The sequence below is a fragment of the Nonlabens antarcticus genome, assembly GCF_015356755.1.
In the GTDB taxonomy this organism is placed as follows: domain Bacteria; phylum Bacteroidota; class Bacteroidia; order Flavobacteriales; family Flavobacteriaceae; genus Nonlabens; species Nonlabens antarcticus.
Genome location: NZ_JADFCO010000066.1, coordinates 135440 through 147995, shown reverse-complemented (window position 1 = coordinate 147995; position 12556 = coordinate 135440). Strand labels below are relative to the sequence as shown.

Here is a 12556-nt window from a genome sequence, read left to right as displayed (position 1 = left end):
TGAGCTACTTCCAGCATTTCATCATGCGCCAGTTCCCATTCAAATCCTTGCGCTGCTCTGATTGATAGCCGAGTTCGCTCGCAAGTGTTTTCAATTGTTCCGGAATGTATTGGTTGATCTCAAAATAAATCAATGGTTTTTCCTGTGCGGAAGCGAGCTCCATAATTTTTCGGTAAAATACCAGCGGATCATTATCTTGTACAAACAGCGCGCCGTGTGGCTCATGGTCAATTACATTAGTATGCAGTTGCGATTTTTCCAACTCCCGCACGTATGGCGGATTGCTAACGATGATGTCATATTCTTCCAGCGATTCCGTTGCTAAAATATCCTGTTCCATGCAAACGATGGGAATTCCTGTGGCGATCTGCTCTGCATTGACTGCTGCGATTTGTAAAGCTTCCTCTGATATATCGATGAGCGTTATCTTAATTGAACTTGATGAAGGGTTTGAATTATTTAAAGCGCACCCTAAACTAATCCCAATACAACCCGTTCCCGTACCAATATCGAGCAAATTATTAACCGATTTATTCTTATGATCATCTAGAATCCACTGCACCAGCTCCTCCGTTTCCTGTCTCGGGATCAACGTATCTGGGCTTACCTTGAACTGATGACCATAAAAATGCGCGATTCCTGTAATATGTTGTAAGGGCTTACCTTCTGTCAAAGATTCCAGTGATTTAAGTAGAATACCTTCTTTTAGATGAGAGAGGTTTTCTTCACCACTGATCATAATCTCTGACTTTGTCATGTGTAATAAATCCTCACAGATAATCTTGAAAATCGAAATGGATTCCTGATCCACATATAGATTCTGGAGTCTATTTACATAAATATCCCTGATTTGTCGCAGTATCATAATTCTTGTAAATTTTTGATCATTTGGATTGGGCAACTGTAATGACCCGTATTTCCCAGCGGTTGTGTGAGCAATTCGAACCCCACGCGTTTGTATAAACCTTGTGCATCAAACATATTATCCATGGTTTCAAGATAGATCTTACTGTATTTAAAAGCGCTAGCTACTTCCAGACAGCGTTCCATGAGCTGTTTTCCATAACCTTTGCCACGAGCTTCCGGTAGAAAATACATTTTTTGCAGTTCGCAAATATTCCCATCAAAATTATCCAAGGCTGCAACTCCAGCGCCTCCATAAATAACTCCATCACTTTCCACTATAAAATAAGCCGCCCTAGGCTTTTGATAGGTGGCATACATGCTTTGAGTTGCTGCGTCGCTGTAAGCTGTTCCTTCTTTAGGTGCGTTGTGTTCCAAAATGGTACTTTGGATAATATCCTTAATAGCGGCGTTATCTTGCGGAGTAATTTTTCTAATCTTCATATTCCAAAGATAGCAATGCGGTAAAAATGCAGTTCTATTATTAAGCTAAACTTATTATTAGGACATCACTTTAAATTCACAAAACCTAAATTTGCAAACTCTTATGGATCACAATATTTACATGCAACGTTGCTTGCAGCTCGCGGCAAATGGATTAGGGACCAGTTATCCCAACCCGCTCGTGGGATCTGTGATTGTAGATGCTTCAGGCAAAATAATAGGAGAAGGTTTTCACCTTAAAGCAGGACAGCCACATGCGGAGGTCAATGCTATTGCCCATGCTGAAAGTTGCGGGCATTCTGACTTTTCAAAAGCCTTCATTTATGTCAATTTAGAACCTTGCTCTCATCACGGGAAAACTCCACCCTGTGCTTCCCTAATTATAGAGAAAGGTTTTAAAAAAGTCATCGTAGGTACACTTGACCCTCATGAAAAAGTTGCAGGTCAAGGTGTTCAACTATTAGAAGAAGCTGGAATCGCTGTCGAAGTAGGATTTCTAAGGACAGAATGCAACGAACTAAACAAACGGTTTTTTACTTATCATAGACACAAACGCCCATACATCATTCTAAAATGGGCAGAAAGTGCCGATTGCTTTATCGCTCCGCTCGAGAAGGAAGAACAAAAACCAGTTTGGATTACTAACGAATACTCCCGACAGCGCGTTCATCAACTGCGAGCTCAAGAGCAGAGCATCTTAGTAGGCGCTAAAACCGTTCTGGACGATAACCCCAGTTTAACTGTTAGAGACTGGTGTGGTGAAAACCCTATCAGAATCATACTGGATTCTAGAAATGACCTTCCCGAAAATTTGAATGTTTTTAATGATCAGTCGACAACTCAAATCTTACGCAGAAAAAGTAATGAGGTTTCGGTAATTCTTGAGGACCTCTTTCATTTGAATATACAGTCCGTTATTGTAGAAGGTGGTTTGACAACCTTACAGGAATTTATAAAAGCGGGTTCATGGGACGAGATTCACCAGTATATGGGTGCACAAGTTTATTTAAAAGAAGGAATTCCCGCGCCTCAATTGCCTTCTAATATCTCTATGAAAAGTAGAGAGCTGATTCAAAACGATGTATTGAAAATATTTACCAAAGTATGATTTGGTTGATCTTAAGCATTGTCACCTCAAGTTTACTGTATGTTATTTTCAAATATTTCAGCATTTTTAGGGTAAACACGCTACATGCAATCATTGTAAATTATCTTATTGCATCCATCACAGGATTTATTGCTTATCAAGGTACTGTTCAAACTTCTGAAATAGTAAGTAGCCCATGGATTTGGTATTCTATTATTTTAGGAGCTCTATTCATTTGCGTTTTTAATGTCGTTGCTTTAACCAGTCAAATCAATGGAGTTTCCGTTGCCGCCGTTGCTAGTAAAATGTCCCTTGTAATCCCAGTAACATTCGGTATCTGGTTGTATGAGGAATCTCTTGATTGGCTCAAAATTATAGGAATTATATTGGCGTTAATTTCTGTTTATTTAGTAACCATTAAATCCAAACAGGAACTACCACTTGTCAAAAGTTATTTCATACTCCCGGTACTGCTCTTTATAGGAAGTGGTACGATCGACACCGTGATCAAGTACGCAGAGAAACTGCATGTTCCCAGCGGTGATGAAGCGCTTTTCAGTGCGATTTGTTTCTCCATGGCTTTTGGGATAGGACTTCTAGTCTTGATATATGAAGCGATTCAAGGCAGGTTCTTACAGTGGAAGTCTGTGATTGCGGGAGTGGTGCTAGGCATTCCCAATTACTTCTCCATTTACTTTATAATTAAATCCTTAAAAACAGATATGGAGAGCAGCGTCGTTTTCCCTATAAATCACGTGGGTACCGTTTTATTTGCCGCACTTTTGGGAGTTCTTATATTTAAGGAGCGATTGCTTCCTCAAAATTACTGGGGTATATTGCTAGCAGTGATGGCGATTGTTTGTATCGCTTTCGCGAAAGCTTCATTCCCATGAAAGATTCTTACAAAACCATTCTATCTCCTACCGAAGAAATTCTTTTTAAAGAACGCAGCAGTAAATTCTATGCAACTGCATTCCCATTTACCGATGAATCACAACTCGCCGATTACATCCAGCCACTGCGTAATAAATATCAAAAAGCTAATCACCATTGTTATGCCTGGAAATTAGGTCCTGGCGATGACAATTACAGGTCAAATGATGATGGCGAACCGAGTCATAGCGCAGGAGATCCTATTCTATCACAAATCAATGCTTATGAAATGAGTGATGTATTAGTGGTAGTGACCCGCATCTTTGGCGGAACAAAACTGGGTGTAGGCGGACTGATCCAAGCCTATCGCGAGGCCGCAAAACAAGCCCTCGATCAAGCAGACGTTGTCATGAGAGTTATTACGGGAACCGTTCATATTTTCTTTGAATACCCTCAAATGAGCCAAGTCATGCGCTTTATTGATGAAAATAATTATACCATAAAAGAACAGCGTCTTACGATAAATTGTGAGATTGACATTTCTGTCCCGTTATCAAAAGTGGAAGAGATTGTTGTAGAATTGAACAAAATGTACCCTATAACTGCAAAATCTTAGGGAACCAACCATTGCCCTTGCCATTCCTCGTCTATTCTTGTGTAAAGTGCTCTTAAATGGTTTGGTCTTTTAAGCTGCAACAATTCTATGGAAACAGGAACTAACCGCAATGGCAAGAAATGATTCTCAGAAGTTTCCATGTATTCCACGTGATCCGGGTTTTTAATAATTGATCCCGGTGGTAATGATGTCGTATAATCCTTAATGGACTTATCGGTCACCTTAGAAAACAAGTGCTTGATTAGTTTTTCATCTGTGATGGGTTCTAAAACCCCATCAATTCTAATCTGGCGTAAGGATTTGCTGTTATAGAATAACAAGCTCGCTTTAGGGATGTTTTTGAGTTGATGAACTTTTGTGGTTCTGGAATCAGTAAACAAAGTACACTCTAAGTTCTCACTAATCTCCCTAACGACAATTGTTCTAGCCCGTGGCTGTAGGTTTTCATCCACCGTAGATAAGTAAGCGTATTTGAATGGATGATTGCGTTTACTAAGTGCGCCTCGCAAATCATGTTTAAGATCAGAAAAGTAATCGTCTAGCATAAGAATTATTAATTATAGAAATCAGTCGAATTAGTTTGTAAACAATTTCTCACACATCGCAGTAAATTCTGGAATTGGTTTTCTGGGTCTAAAAGTAGTGGCATCAGTAAATACCAGAGTTAATTCGGCAACAGCACAAATTATATCCTGATTTTTACAGATTTCATATTGAAAAACAACTCTGGTTGTAGGAATATTCTTAAGGGTGGTTTTGATTGAAATTTCATCCCCAAATTTGATCGGATTTTTATACTTTATATCTATCTGATAGACAGGTAAAAGGATACCATCGGCTTCCATTTTTTCGTATGAAAATCCTAAAGCGTTCAGCCACTCCAGTCTTGCTTGTTCCATGTATATCAAATAGTTAGCATGGTGTATAATTCCCATTTGATCTGTTTCTGAGTATCTAGGTTTGATTTTCAGGTAGGAAGTTTTCATTAAAATTGTGAATTTATATTAGGTAGATAAAAACCTTATTTGCATGCGACTATATTTGGAGAATATCAAACCCTTTTTTAATTTTTTTTAAGGTTTTTTATCCACATATTTGTACCGCTCTTGAGGGATCCATTTTATGTGATATTTTCCTACTCACAAGAGCCAAATCTAACTATTAAAAAAGAGTTTTATGACATCGACTGCAGAATCGGTATGGGAAAATTGTCTAGAGTTTATAAAGGATAATATTAATCCACAAGCTTACAAGACTTGGTTTCTACCTATAAAAGCAGTGAAGCTCACTGATACCGCTTTAAGCATTCAAGTACCCAGTCGTTTTTTCTACGAGTGGTTAGAAGAACACTATATTAAATTACTTAAAACCGCACTAACCAAAGAGTTAGGTGAAGGCGCTAAGTTAATTTATGCTATTAAAATGGAAAATGCCTTGAATGGTATGGAACCGTTTACAGAGAAGATTCCCAGTAGCAATAGATCTATTAGCAATTCACAAAGTGTAGATGCACCGGTGCGCAGTAAGAGTCCAGAGCTTAAAAATCCGTTTATTATTCCTGGAATACGACATGTAAAGATTGAATCTCAATTGAACCCGTCGTATAACTTTGATAGCTTCTTAGAAGGTGATTCTAACCGTCTTGCCCGTAGTGCGGGAATGGCAGTTGCTAACAAACCAGGTGGTACCTCTTTCAACCCTTTACTCATATTCGGCGGCGTGGGATTAGGTAAAACCCACCTTGCACATGCTATAGGTGTAGGCATCAAAGAAAATTATCCAGATAAGACGGTTCTTTATATAAGTGCTGAGAAGTTCACGCAGCAGTTTATTGAATCTGTTCGTAAGAATAATCGCAATGACTTTATTCATTTTTACCAGATTGTGGATGTATTGATTGTGGATGATATTCAATTCTTTGCTAGTAAAGCAGGAACTCAAGATGTATTCTTCCATATTTTTAATCACTTGCACCAGAATGGCAAACAGGTCATTCTTACCAGTGACAAGAAACCTGTAGATATGCAGGATATTGAACAAAGGTTACTTTCAAGATTCAAATGGGGATTGAGTGCTGAGCTTAACCATCCAGATTATGAGACCCGCGTTTCCATCATCAAGAACAAATTGTACCGCGATGGTGTAGAAATGGAGGAAGATATTATCAACTATCTAGCTGATAACATTAAAACCAACATTCGAGAATTAGAAGGTGCGATCATTTCATTAATAGCGCATTCCTCTTTTAATCACAAGGATATTACAATTGAACTAGCTAAAAAAATCGTAGAGAACTACGTAAAAAATACCAAACGTGAGATCAGTATCGATCAAATACAGAAAGTTGTCAGTGATTATTTCCAGATGGATGTAGAGACTCTTCAATCAAAAACTAGAAAACGTCACATTGTACAAGCGCGTCAATTAGCGATGTATTTCTCTAAAAAAATGACCAAAGCTTCTCTTGCAAGTATAGGTTCTAAAATCGGGAAACGGGATCACGCAACAGTATTACATGCTTGTAAAACAGTTGACAACCTCGCTTCTACCGATAAGCAATTCAATAAATACGTTGAAGATTTGAGAAAAAAATTAGCCAATTAGTATGAAGGATAAAACCTCCATACTCATGGTGTGTTTAGGAAATATTTGCCGCTCACCTCTTGCTGAAGGTTTGATGCGTTCTAAACTAAACTTTACTAAATTCAATGTAGATAGTGCTGGAACTAGTGGTGGACACAAAGGTGAAGCTCCAGATAAACGATCCATTGAAATTGCTGCAAAAAACAGTCTAGATATTTCACAACAACGCAGTCGCAAATTGACGGTTGAGGACTTAGAAGAATTTGATTACATCTATGTTATGGACTCTTCTAACCTAACAGATGTACTGGGAATGACAACAACAGATTCCCAACGTCAAAAAATTAGAAAGATTTTAGACGTTTCCTTTCCAGGCGAGGATCTAGATGTTCCAGACCCTTACTACGGCGGCGATCAAGGCTTTGTCAATATATATAAGATGCTTGATCAAGTCACCACTTCCATTGGTAAAGAACTGGAGTCAAAAGAGAATTAATTTTTTCGGTATTTTGCAATTATCACTTTCTTGTCAATTTTAGCGGTGTGTGTTTCCGCAAATTCTTTTACAAAAATGACTTTTCTGGGTTTTTCAAACCTATCTAATTTCGCTTTCGCGAAAGCGGAATTTAAATCGGTCTCTTCTCCTTCAACAAAAAGAATTACTTGCTGCCCCAGATCTTTTTCTGGCTCTGAAGCGATGAAAAAACGACTGTCTAGATGTTTTGACAGCTTGTTCTCCACACTTTCCGGATGGATTTTTACACCTCCCGTATTAATAACATTGTCCGTTCTCCCTAATATTTTAAAAGTTTTTTCTGTTTTAACAACGGCCAGGTCATTGCTAATTACAGGTTCCTTAGTCAATTCAGGAGCATCGATGATCAAACAGTCAGCGCGATTCAACCTCACTTTAATACCTGGAAGTGCCGTGAAGTATTCTTCATAGTTAGGGTACAACTCCCTTACACCTATATGCGTACTCGTTTCTGTCATTCCATAGGTATGATAAGCGCGGGTATGTCTGTTTTTTAAACTCTCCACCATTGCTTCATCTACTGGCCCACCACCTATGATGGTTTTTCTACTTTTATAAAGATGATCTAGAGAGTGTTTGACTTGATATGCCGTGAGTGCCGTAAAGTCGTATCGCTTAGTTACTTTCTCTAGCGGGTTCTTAGATGGCGCAACTAAATCAATATGCAAGCCTAATTCTATGGCCCGCACCATCATTAACTTACCGGCAACATAGCTCAAAGGCAAGCAGCCTAGAATATCATTTTCTGCGTGCAGGTTAAATCGCTCTCCCGTCAATCGGGCACTATTGATCATGTGTTGTTTTTCTAGTCTATATTCTTTAGGTGTGCCTGTTGAACCGCTAGAAAAAACCGTGTGGTATGAAAAATCGTCCATCCAGTTCAATAAAAATTCACCTACCTGACGCTCCCATAGTTCGCCCTCTTTCACGTAGCTATACGCCACCGTCATTAATCCATTATGGTCAAGTGAAACGCCATTAAGTTTAAAACTAGGGTGTACTTCAGGAATCATATCAGCTGTTTAATCGGTTTTCAAATGTTGAATCTTGGTGGTTGTTATCAAGAGGAAGCTCAATCTTACCGAATAAACGTTCCTTCCAGTTTGTCCAGTTATATTTCCATGCAAATAAAAGAACAAGCAGTGGATAATAAACGAATAAAGGGATAAATGTAGCAAAATTCACAGAGGGTTCAGATATATCGATCAGCAGCGATTCAGTTTGAAAAGCTGTCCAGTTGGCAGTGACCAGTATAGCTATAAATAGATTGTTTGCGGCATGAAAGCCTATGGCAAGCTCTGTTCCTTCATCCATTAATGTAAAAAGTCCCAGTAGAAATCCTGTGCCTACGTACCAAAACATAATTATATAACCCAGCTTTGCAATCTCAGGATTAAAAATGTGCATCATTCCAAAAACAACAGAGGTCACGATAAACGGTACCGCTCTATTTTTTGCCATGAGACCCAATCCTTGCATCATATAACTGCGGAAAAACAGCTCTTCCCAAGTTGTTTGAATGGGTACTAATAGAATAGCAATTACCACTAATATCCAGAAATTTGTAGGATTATAATTCCATATAAAATCCTCTGGCATCAAGTAGTAACCTGCGATAGTCGTAACAATGGAAACAACACCTACCACCATAAATGCAAATCCTGCACGACTCCAGTCAAACTTAGCTCGTGAGGTTGTAGCTTGAGTCCAGGTGAGATTATGAACATATTTGATCCAGATCCACCAGACTATGGTGCCTATAACAAAAGTGAGCATAAGTAAAAAGAAAGACAGATTTGAAGGTAAATACGACATCAAACCCGCTTCATCTTTTAAGACGTTCATATCACCCTCAGCAACAGATTTAAATAGAATGGCAATAACGAAGGGAATCCCACCTAAAACCTGACATCCAGCAAAAATCACTATAAACCCTAACAACCACCGCCACGCCTCATTATATTTGTTAGCCGCTCTCTCTATAAACATATTAAAAATTTAATGCATTAGTGTCCCATGCAGCTACATCGTTACAGTATAAATGCCCTTTCTTAACCTCTAGGGGCGACTCAATATTGTTAGTGTAAAGACCGCCAGTTCCTAGACCTTGGGGCATTCTGGAGCCTAGGGTGTATGTAAATTGAGCAATAGCATTGAGTCCCACATTGGATTCTAGAGCACTCGTAATCCACCATTTTATATTGCGATCACCCGCAAGGTTGATCCATTCTCTAGAATTTGCAAAACCACCCACTAGCGCAGGTTTCAAGATAATATATTGCGGTTTGATAACATCCAGACACTCTGCCCTGCGACTAGAATTATAAATACCTATAAGTTCTTCATCAAGTGCAATAGGCACTGGAGTGTCAGCACACAAATGTGCCATCTCCTCCCATTGCCCTTGTGCAATAGGCTGTTCAATACTGTGCACATCATATTTAGAAAGTTCCTCTAATTTACTTAATGCATTCTCAGCCGTAAATGCACCATTTGCATCGACTCTAATGGTGATTTCGCTTTCGCGAAAACGTGCTCGTATCGATTTCAACAACTTCATTTCTGCCTCAAAATTGATCGCGCCTATCTTCAATTTTATGCAATCAAAACCTGAAGCTAGTTTTTCTTCAAGCTGTTTCATCATAAAATCCTGATCTCCCATCCAGACCAATCCATTGATAGGAATGCTGTCCTGTTGCTCCGTAAATGGCGATGGAAATAAGGTAAATGGATCTGCTGATTGCATAGATTTCATTGCCATTTCATAACCAAATAAAATGGACGGCCACTCCTGAAGAGTTTCCATCATTTCGGCTGGTTTCATTTCTATATGGTCACAAACCCATTGCAGTTTTTCTTCATAGTCCGGTCGATCATCACTCGACAGACCTTTAAATAAATTGCACTCTCCTATCCCTTTCTCACTGCCGTTGTCGAGCTTTAAAAAATAGGTGTCCTTAGTTTTTAAAATGCCACGTGAGGTTCCTGCAGGTTGTTTGAACTCTAGATTATGTTTCTGATAGGTTGCTTTCATGTAAGCAAGATAGGATATGAAGTAATGCGGTTTTGTTAGAAAAATTGGAAAATATACTAAAATCCTTACCCTTTAAGTTTAACGGTCCATTCAAACCTGAACTTGCTCACTTGAATCCCGTCAGTATTGATTCCGGTGGATTCCATCCAGACCGTTTGGCCTTCACCAGTTTCTATCGCTTTCTGGATAGCTTCCTTAATTGCGAGCCCATCGTTACAGGTAAATATAATTCTACCGGTAGCTTTTTTTGTAAAGGTCGCTTCATTGTTAGCTACAAGCATACTCACTGTAGCATCAGATTCTTTAATAAAAGACATTACAAGTGCTCCTGTAGAAAGCTCTGCTGCCATGGCCTGCACCGCAAAATACATGCTGTTAAAAGGATTTTGATTGAACCATTTATGCTTAACGGTTACCACACATTTTTCTATATCTATTTCTTTGACCCGGACACCACTCCACCAGCAGCTGGGTAGTTTAAAAAATGTGAAAGTATTGATTTTAAAGGGCGTGATCATTTGAGAATTGTTGAGTCCGTGAGTTCGTGAGCTTTAAACAAAACTAACCGATTTGGTTTTTAGATAATAATAAAGACTTGTTTAAATGATGAATGAGATTCTAGAGATATCGATAGTATAAAAGCCAAAAAACTCCTTTCCTAAAAATAGGAAAGGTGGATCTGACGCGATGGCAACGCAGACGGAGAGGTTGAAGGTGATGTGAATATTGATAAAAACTTATAGTCCCACTTCTCAATAGATATTTCATAAGAGTAGACTGAAGTCTACCCCTATGAAAAAAGGTAGTTCGAAGTGGCGTTGTTCTAATGGTAATACTGAATATCAAAATACCACACCTTCAACCACTCATTATTACATCGTCATGAATGGCGAGGTCAATCTGTCCTCTCCTCTTCTGAGGCGAGGAGCCGTATTTATACTCCTAATGTAAATAGAACTCTCAAAAAAGAACTCCTCTCCTAGAAAAAGGAAAGGTAGATCTGAAGCGATAGCGGCAGAGACGGATAGGTTGAAGGTGTTGTGAATTTGGATAAAAACTTATAGTCCCACTTCTCAATAGATATTTCATAAGAGTAGACCGAAGTCTACCCCTATCAAAAAAGGTAGTCCGAAGTGGAGTTGTTCTAATTGTAAAGCTGAATATCAAAATACAACATCTTTAACCACTCCTGATTGCATCGCCATAAATGGCAAAGTCAATCTGTCCTCTCCTATTCTGAGGCGAGGAACCGTATTTGTACTCCTAACGTAAATAGAACTCTCAATAAAAAGCTCCTTTCCTAGAAAAAGGAAAGGTGGATCCAGGCGCGATAGCGACGGAGACGGATAGGTTTAAGGTGTAGTGAATTTGGATAAATACTTATAGTCCCACTTCTCAATAGACATTTCTTACGAGTAGAGTGAAGTCTACCCCTATGAAAAAAGGTAGTCCGAAGTGGCGTTGTTCTAATGGTAAAGCTAAATATCAAAATACAACACCTTCAACCACTCCTGATTGCATCGCCATGAATGGCAAAGTCAATCTGTCCTCTCCTCTTCTGAGGCGAGGAGCCGTATTTGTACTCCTAACGTAAACAGAGCTCTCAAAAAAAACTCCTTTCCTAGAAATAGGAAAGGTGGATCCAGGCGCGATAGCGACGGAGACGGATAGGGTGAAGGTGTTATAGATCTAATATCATACTAATCTGTCCAATTGAACAGGATTTTCATAAGATTTGACAGTTGTCTGCACCATAAAAAGCAACATAAAAAGCAACATAATTTGATCAATTTTCGATTTCAACCTCCAGAAATATTAAAAAAATTACGCTGCTCTAAACCTTCCTGAACAGTTGATTTCATTACACTTTCGCGAAAGCGGACTTGGCACATTTAAAGGCGTATTTAAAATATATGGTACTTTGTATTGCATAATACTATCTTTTAGATATATATTTGCATAAGAAATTAATAGGTCATGGAAAAAAATACACAATTCAACCATCGCAATATTGCTATGGCAATTCATTTAGCCACTTTCGGAAAATGGGTATTCCCGTTGGGAAACTTTATTCTACCCATCTTAATATGGATGATAAATTCCAAGAAGTCTAATTTTATTGACAAGCATGGGAAACAAGCAATCAACTTTCAATTGAGCATCACGCTTTGGACGGTGATTCTGGCACTTGTAGGTGGCGGTATTATTATAGGAAGTATGATTTCTGGTGGTCCTGCTTTATGGGATCAATTTGATCATGGTAATTTTCCGTTTTCTGAGAACATGGGAATCTTTTCCACCATTGTAACCAGTGGAATTATTTGTGGGACTTTGATTCTTGCTCTTGCTATTGTAGACTTAGTGTGCACCATTAAAGCGGCTATCAGTGCTCATGAGGGTAGACTTTATAATTACCCGCTGACGATCAATTTTATTCCGGATACTGCGATTCTCGAAGGCGAAACAACTAATACAAACTAA

At 38.8% G+C, this 12556-nt stretch carries 14 protein-coding genes; 6 read left to right on the top strand and 8 right to left on the bottom strand.

The genetic code is table 11. The features are described 5' to 3' along the window. Nucleotides 1–4 precede the first annotated feature (4 nt). A complete protein-coding gene (prmC, locus tag IQ282_RS11830; protein ID WP_194852083.1) occupies nucleotides 5–865 on the bottom strand; it encodes a peptide chain release factor N(5)-glutamine methyltransferase in 861 nt (286 codons plus the stop codon). Next, nucleotides 862–1347, bottom strand: a complete 486-nt coding sequence (locus IQ282_RS11825) for a GNAT family N-acetyltransferase (RefSeq protein WP_194852082.1) — start codon at nucleotides 1345–1347, stop codon at nucleotides 862–864. The genes prmC and IQ282_RS11825 overlap by 4 nt, the downstream gene beginning before the upstream one ends. A gap of 103 nt (nucleotides 1348–1450) precedes the next feature. Here IQ282_RS11825 and ribD point away from each other — a divergent pair, with 103 nt between their 5' ends. From ribD to IQ282_RS11810, 3 genes are read left to right on the top strand one after another with little or no spacing between them, the layout of a single operon-like run. Then, nucleotides 1451–2455, top strand: coding sequence for a bifunctional diaminohydroxyphosphoribosylaminopyrimidine deaminase/5-amino-6-(5-phosphoribosylamino)uracil reductase RibD (ribD, locus tag IQ282_RS11820; protein WP_194852081.1), 1005 nt, complete (start codon nucleotides 1451–1453; stop codon nucleotides 2453–2455). Then, entirely contained in the window at nucleotides 2452–3327 is an 876-nt protein-coding gene (locus tag IQ282_RS11815) for a DMT family transporter (RefSeq protein ID WP_194852080.1), read from the top strand. Before ribD ends, IQ282_RS11815 begins: the two co-directional genes overlap by 4 nt. Continuing rightward, entirely contained in the window at nucleotides 3324–3923 is a 600-nt protein-coding gene (locus IQ282_RS11810) for an IMPACT family protein (RefSeq protein WP_194852079.1), read from the top strand. Before IQ282_RS11815 ends, IQ282_RS11810 begins: the two co-directional genes overlap by 4 nt. Here IQ282_RS11810 and IQ282_RS11805 read toward each other — a convergent pair. Together IQ282_RS11805 and IQ282_RS11800 are read right to left on the bottom strand one after the other, a co-directional pair. Further along, entirely contained in the window at nucleotides 3920–4468 is a 549-nt protein-coding gene (locus IQ282_RS11805) for a pyridoxamine 5'-phosphate oxidase family protein (protein WP_194852078.1), read from the bottom strand. The two genes, IQ282_RS11810 and IQ282_RS11805, sit on opposite strands and share 4 nt — an antisense overlap. Before the next feature lie 30 nt (nucleotides 4469–4498). Beyond that, nucleotides 4499–4909 (bottom strand): acyl-CoA thioesterase, encoded by a 411-nt coding sequence (locus tag IQ282_RS11800; protein WP_194852077.1) that lies wholly within the window; start codon nucleotides 4907–4909, stop codon nucleotides 4499–4501. Nucleotides 4910–5099: 190 nt separating this feature from the next. Between IQ282_RS11800 and dnaA the strand changes: the two genes are divergently transcribed. Both dnaA and IQ282_RS11790 read left to right on the top strand, forming a co-directional pair. Next, on the top strand, nucleotides 5100–6527 hold the full coding sequence (gene dnaA / locus IQ282_RS11795) for a chromosomal replication initiator protein DnaA (protein WP_194852076.1): 1428 nt from the start codon (nucleotides 5100–5102) through the stop codon (nucleotides 6525–6527). A 1-nt stretch (nucleotide 6528) separates the two neighbouring features. Next, nucleotides 6529–7002, top strand: a complete 474-nt coding sequence (locus IQ282_RS11790) for a low molecular weight protein-tyrosine-phosphatase (RefSeq protein WP_228547318.1) — start codon at nucleotides 6529–6531, stop codon at nucleotides 7000–7002. On the opposite strand, the gene IQ282_RS11785 is transcribed toward IQ282_RS11790, so the two are convergent. The 4 genes from IQ282_RS11785 to IQ282_RS11770 all read right to left on the bottom strand — a co-directional run bounded on the left by IQ282_RS11785 (nucleotide 6999) and on the right by IQ282_RS11770 (nucleotide 10593). Then, on the bottom strand, nucleotides 6999–8054 hold the full coding sequence (locus tag IQ282_RS11785) for an AMP-binding protein (protein WP_194852075.1): 1056 nt from the start codon (nucleotides 8052–8054) through the stop codon (nucleotides 6999–7001). The genes IQ282_RS11790 and IQ282_RS11785 overlap by 4 nt on opposite strands. 1 nt (nucleotide 8055) lies before the next feature. Continuing rightward, entirely contained in the window at nucleotides 8056–9030 is a 975-nt protein-coding gene (locus IQ282_RS11780) for a CPBP family intramembrane glutamic endopeptidase (RefSeq protein ID WP_194852074.1), read from the bottom strand. A gap of 1 nt (nucleotide 9031) precedes the next feature. Continuing rightward, nucleotides 9032–10075: an o-succinylbenzoate synthase gene (locus tag IQ282_RS11775; RefSeq protein ID WP_194852073.1), complete on the bottom strand. Its 1044-nt coding sequence runs from the start codon at nucleotides 10073–10075 to the stop codon at nucleotides 9032–9034. A gap of 65 nt (nucleotides 10076–10140) precedes the next feature. Continuing rightward, the gene (locus tag IQ282_RS11770) at nucleotides 10141–10593 is read right to left on the bottom strand and encodes a DUF4442 domain-containing protein (protein ID WP_194852072.1); all 453 of its coding nucleotides are present in this window, start codon (nucleotides 10591–10593) and stop codon (nucleotides 10141–10143) included. A 1459-nt stretch (nucleotides 10594–12052) separates the two neighbouring features. Here IQ282_RS11770 and IQ282_RS11765 point away from each other — a divergent pair. Then, the gene (locus tag IQ282_RS11765; protein WP_194852071.1) at nucleotides 12053–12556 is read left to right on the top strand and encodes a DUF4870 domain-containing protein; all 504 of its coding nucleotides are present in this window, start codon (nucleotides 12053–12055) and stop codon (nucleotides 12554–12556) included.

What these genes read in the sequence shown, in the direction of transcription:
- IQ282_RS11805 (WP_194852078.1), bottom strand. Translation starts at nt 4,468, where the DNA reads ATGCTAGACGATTACTTTTCTGATCTTAAACATGATTTGCGAGGCGCA.
- dnaA (WP_194852076.1), top strand. Translation starts at nt 5,100, where the DNA reads ATGACATCGACTGCAGAATCGGTATGGGAAAATTGTCTAGAGTTTATA.
- IQ282_RS11825 (WP_194852082.1), bottom strand. Translation starts at nt 1,347, where the DNA reads ATGAAGATTAGAAAAATTACTCCGCAAGATAACGCCGCTATTAAGGAT.
- IQ282_RS11775 (WP_194852073.1), bottom strand. Translation starts at nt 10,075, where the DNA reads ATGAAAGCAACCTATCAGAAACATAATCTAGAGTTCAAACAACCTGCA.
- IQ282_RS11810 (WP_194852079.1), top strand. Translation starts at nt 3,324, where the DNA reads ATGAAAGATTCTTACAAAACCATTCTATCTCCTACCGAAGAAATTCTT.
- IQ282_RS11800 (WP_194852077.1), bottom strand. Translation starts at nt 4,909, where the DNA reads ATGAAAACTTCCTACCTGAAAATCAAACCTAGATACTCAGAAACAGAT.
- IQ282_RS11770 (WP_194852072.1), bottom strand. Translation starts at nt 10,593, where the DNA reads ATGATCACGCCCTTTAAAATCAATACTTTCACATTTTTTAAACTACCC.
- IQ282_RS11780 (WP_194852074.1), bottom strand. Translation starts at nt 9,030, where the DNA reads ATGTTTATAGAGAGAGCGGCTAACAAATATAATGAGGCGTGGCGGTGG.
- IQ282_RS11815 (WP_194852080.1), top strand. Translation starts at nt 2,452, where the DNA reads ATGATTTGGTTGATCTTAAGCATTGTCACCTCAAGTTTACTGTATGTT.
- IQ282_RS11765 (WP_194852071.1), top strand. Translation starts at nt 12,053, where the DNA reads ATGGAAAAAAATACACAATTCAACCATCGCAATATTGCTATGGCAATT.
- prmC (WP_194852083.1), bottom strand. Translation starts at nt 865, where the DNA reads ATGATACTGCGACAAATCAGGGATATTTATGTAAATAGACTCCAGAAT.
- IQ282_RS11790 (WP_228547318.1), top strand. Translation starts at nt 6,529, where the DNA reads ATGAAGGATAAAACCTCCATACTCATGGTGTGTTTAGGAAATATTTGC.
- ribD (WP_194852081.1), top strand. Translation starts at nt 1,451, where the DNA reads ATGGATCACAATATTTACATGCAACGTTGCTTGCAGCTCGCGGCAAAT.
- IQ282_RS11785 (WP_194852075.1), bottom strand. Translation starts at nt 8,054, where the DNA reads ATGATTCCTGAAGTACACCCTAGTTTTAAACTTAATGGCGTTTCACTT.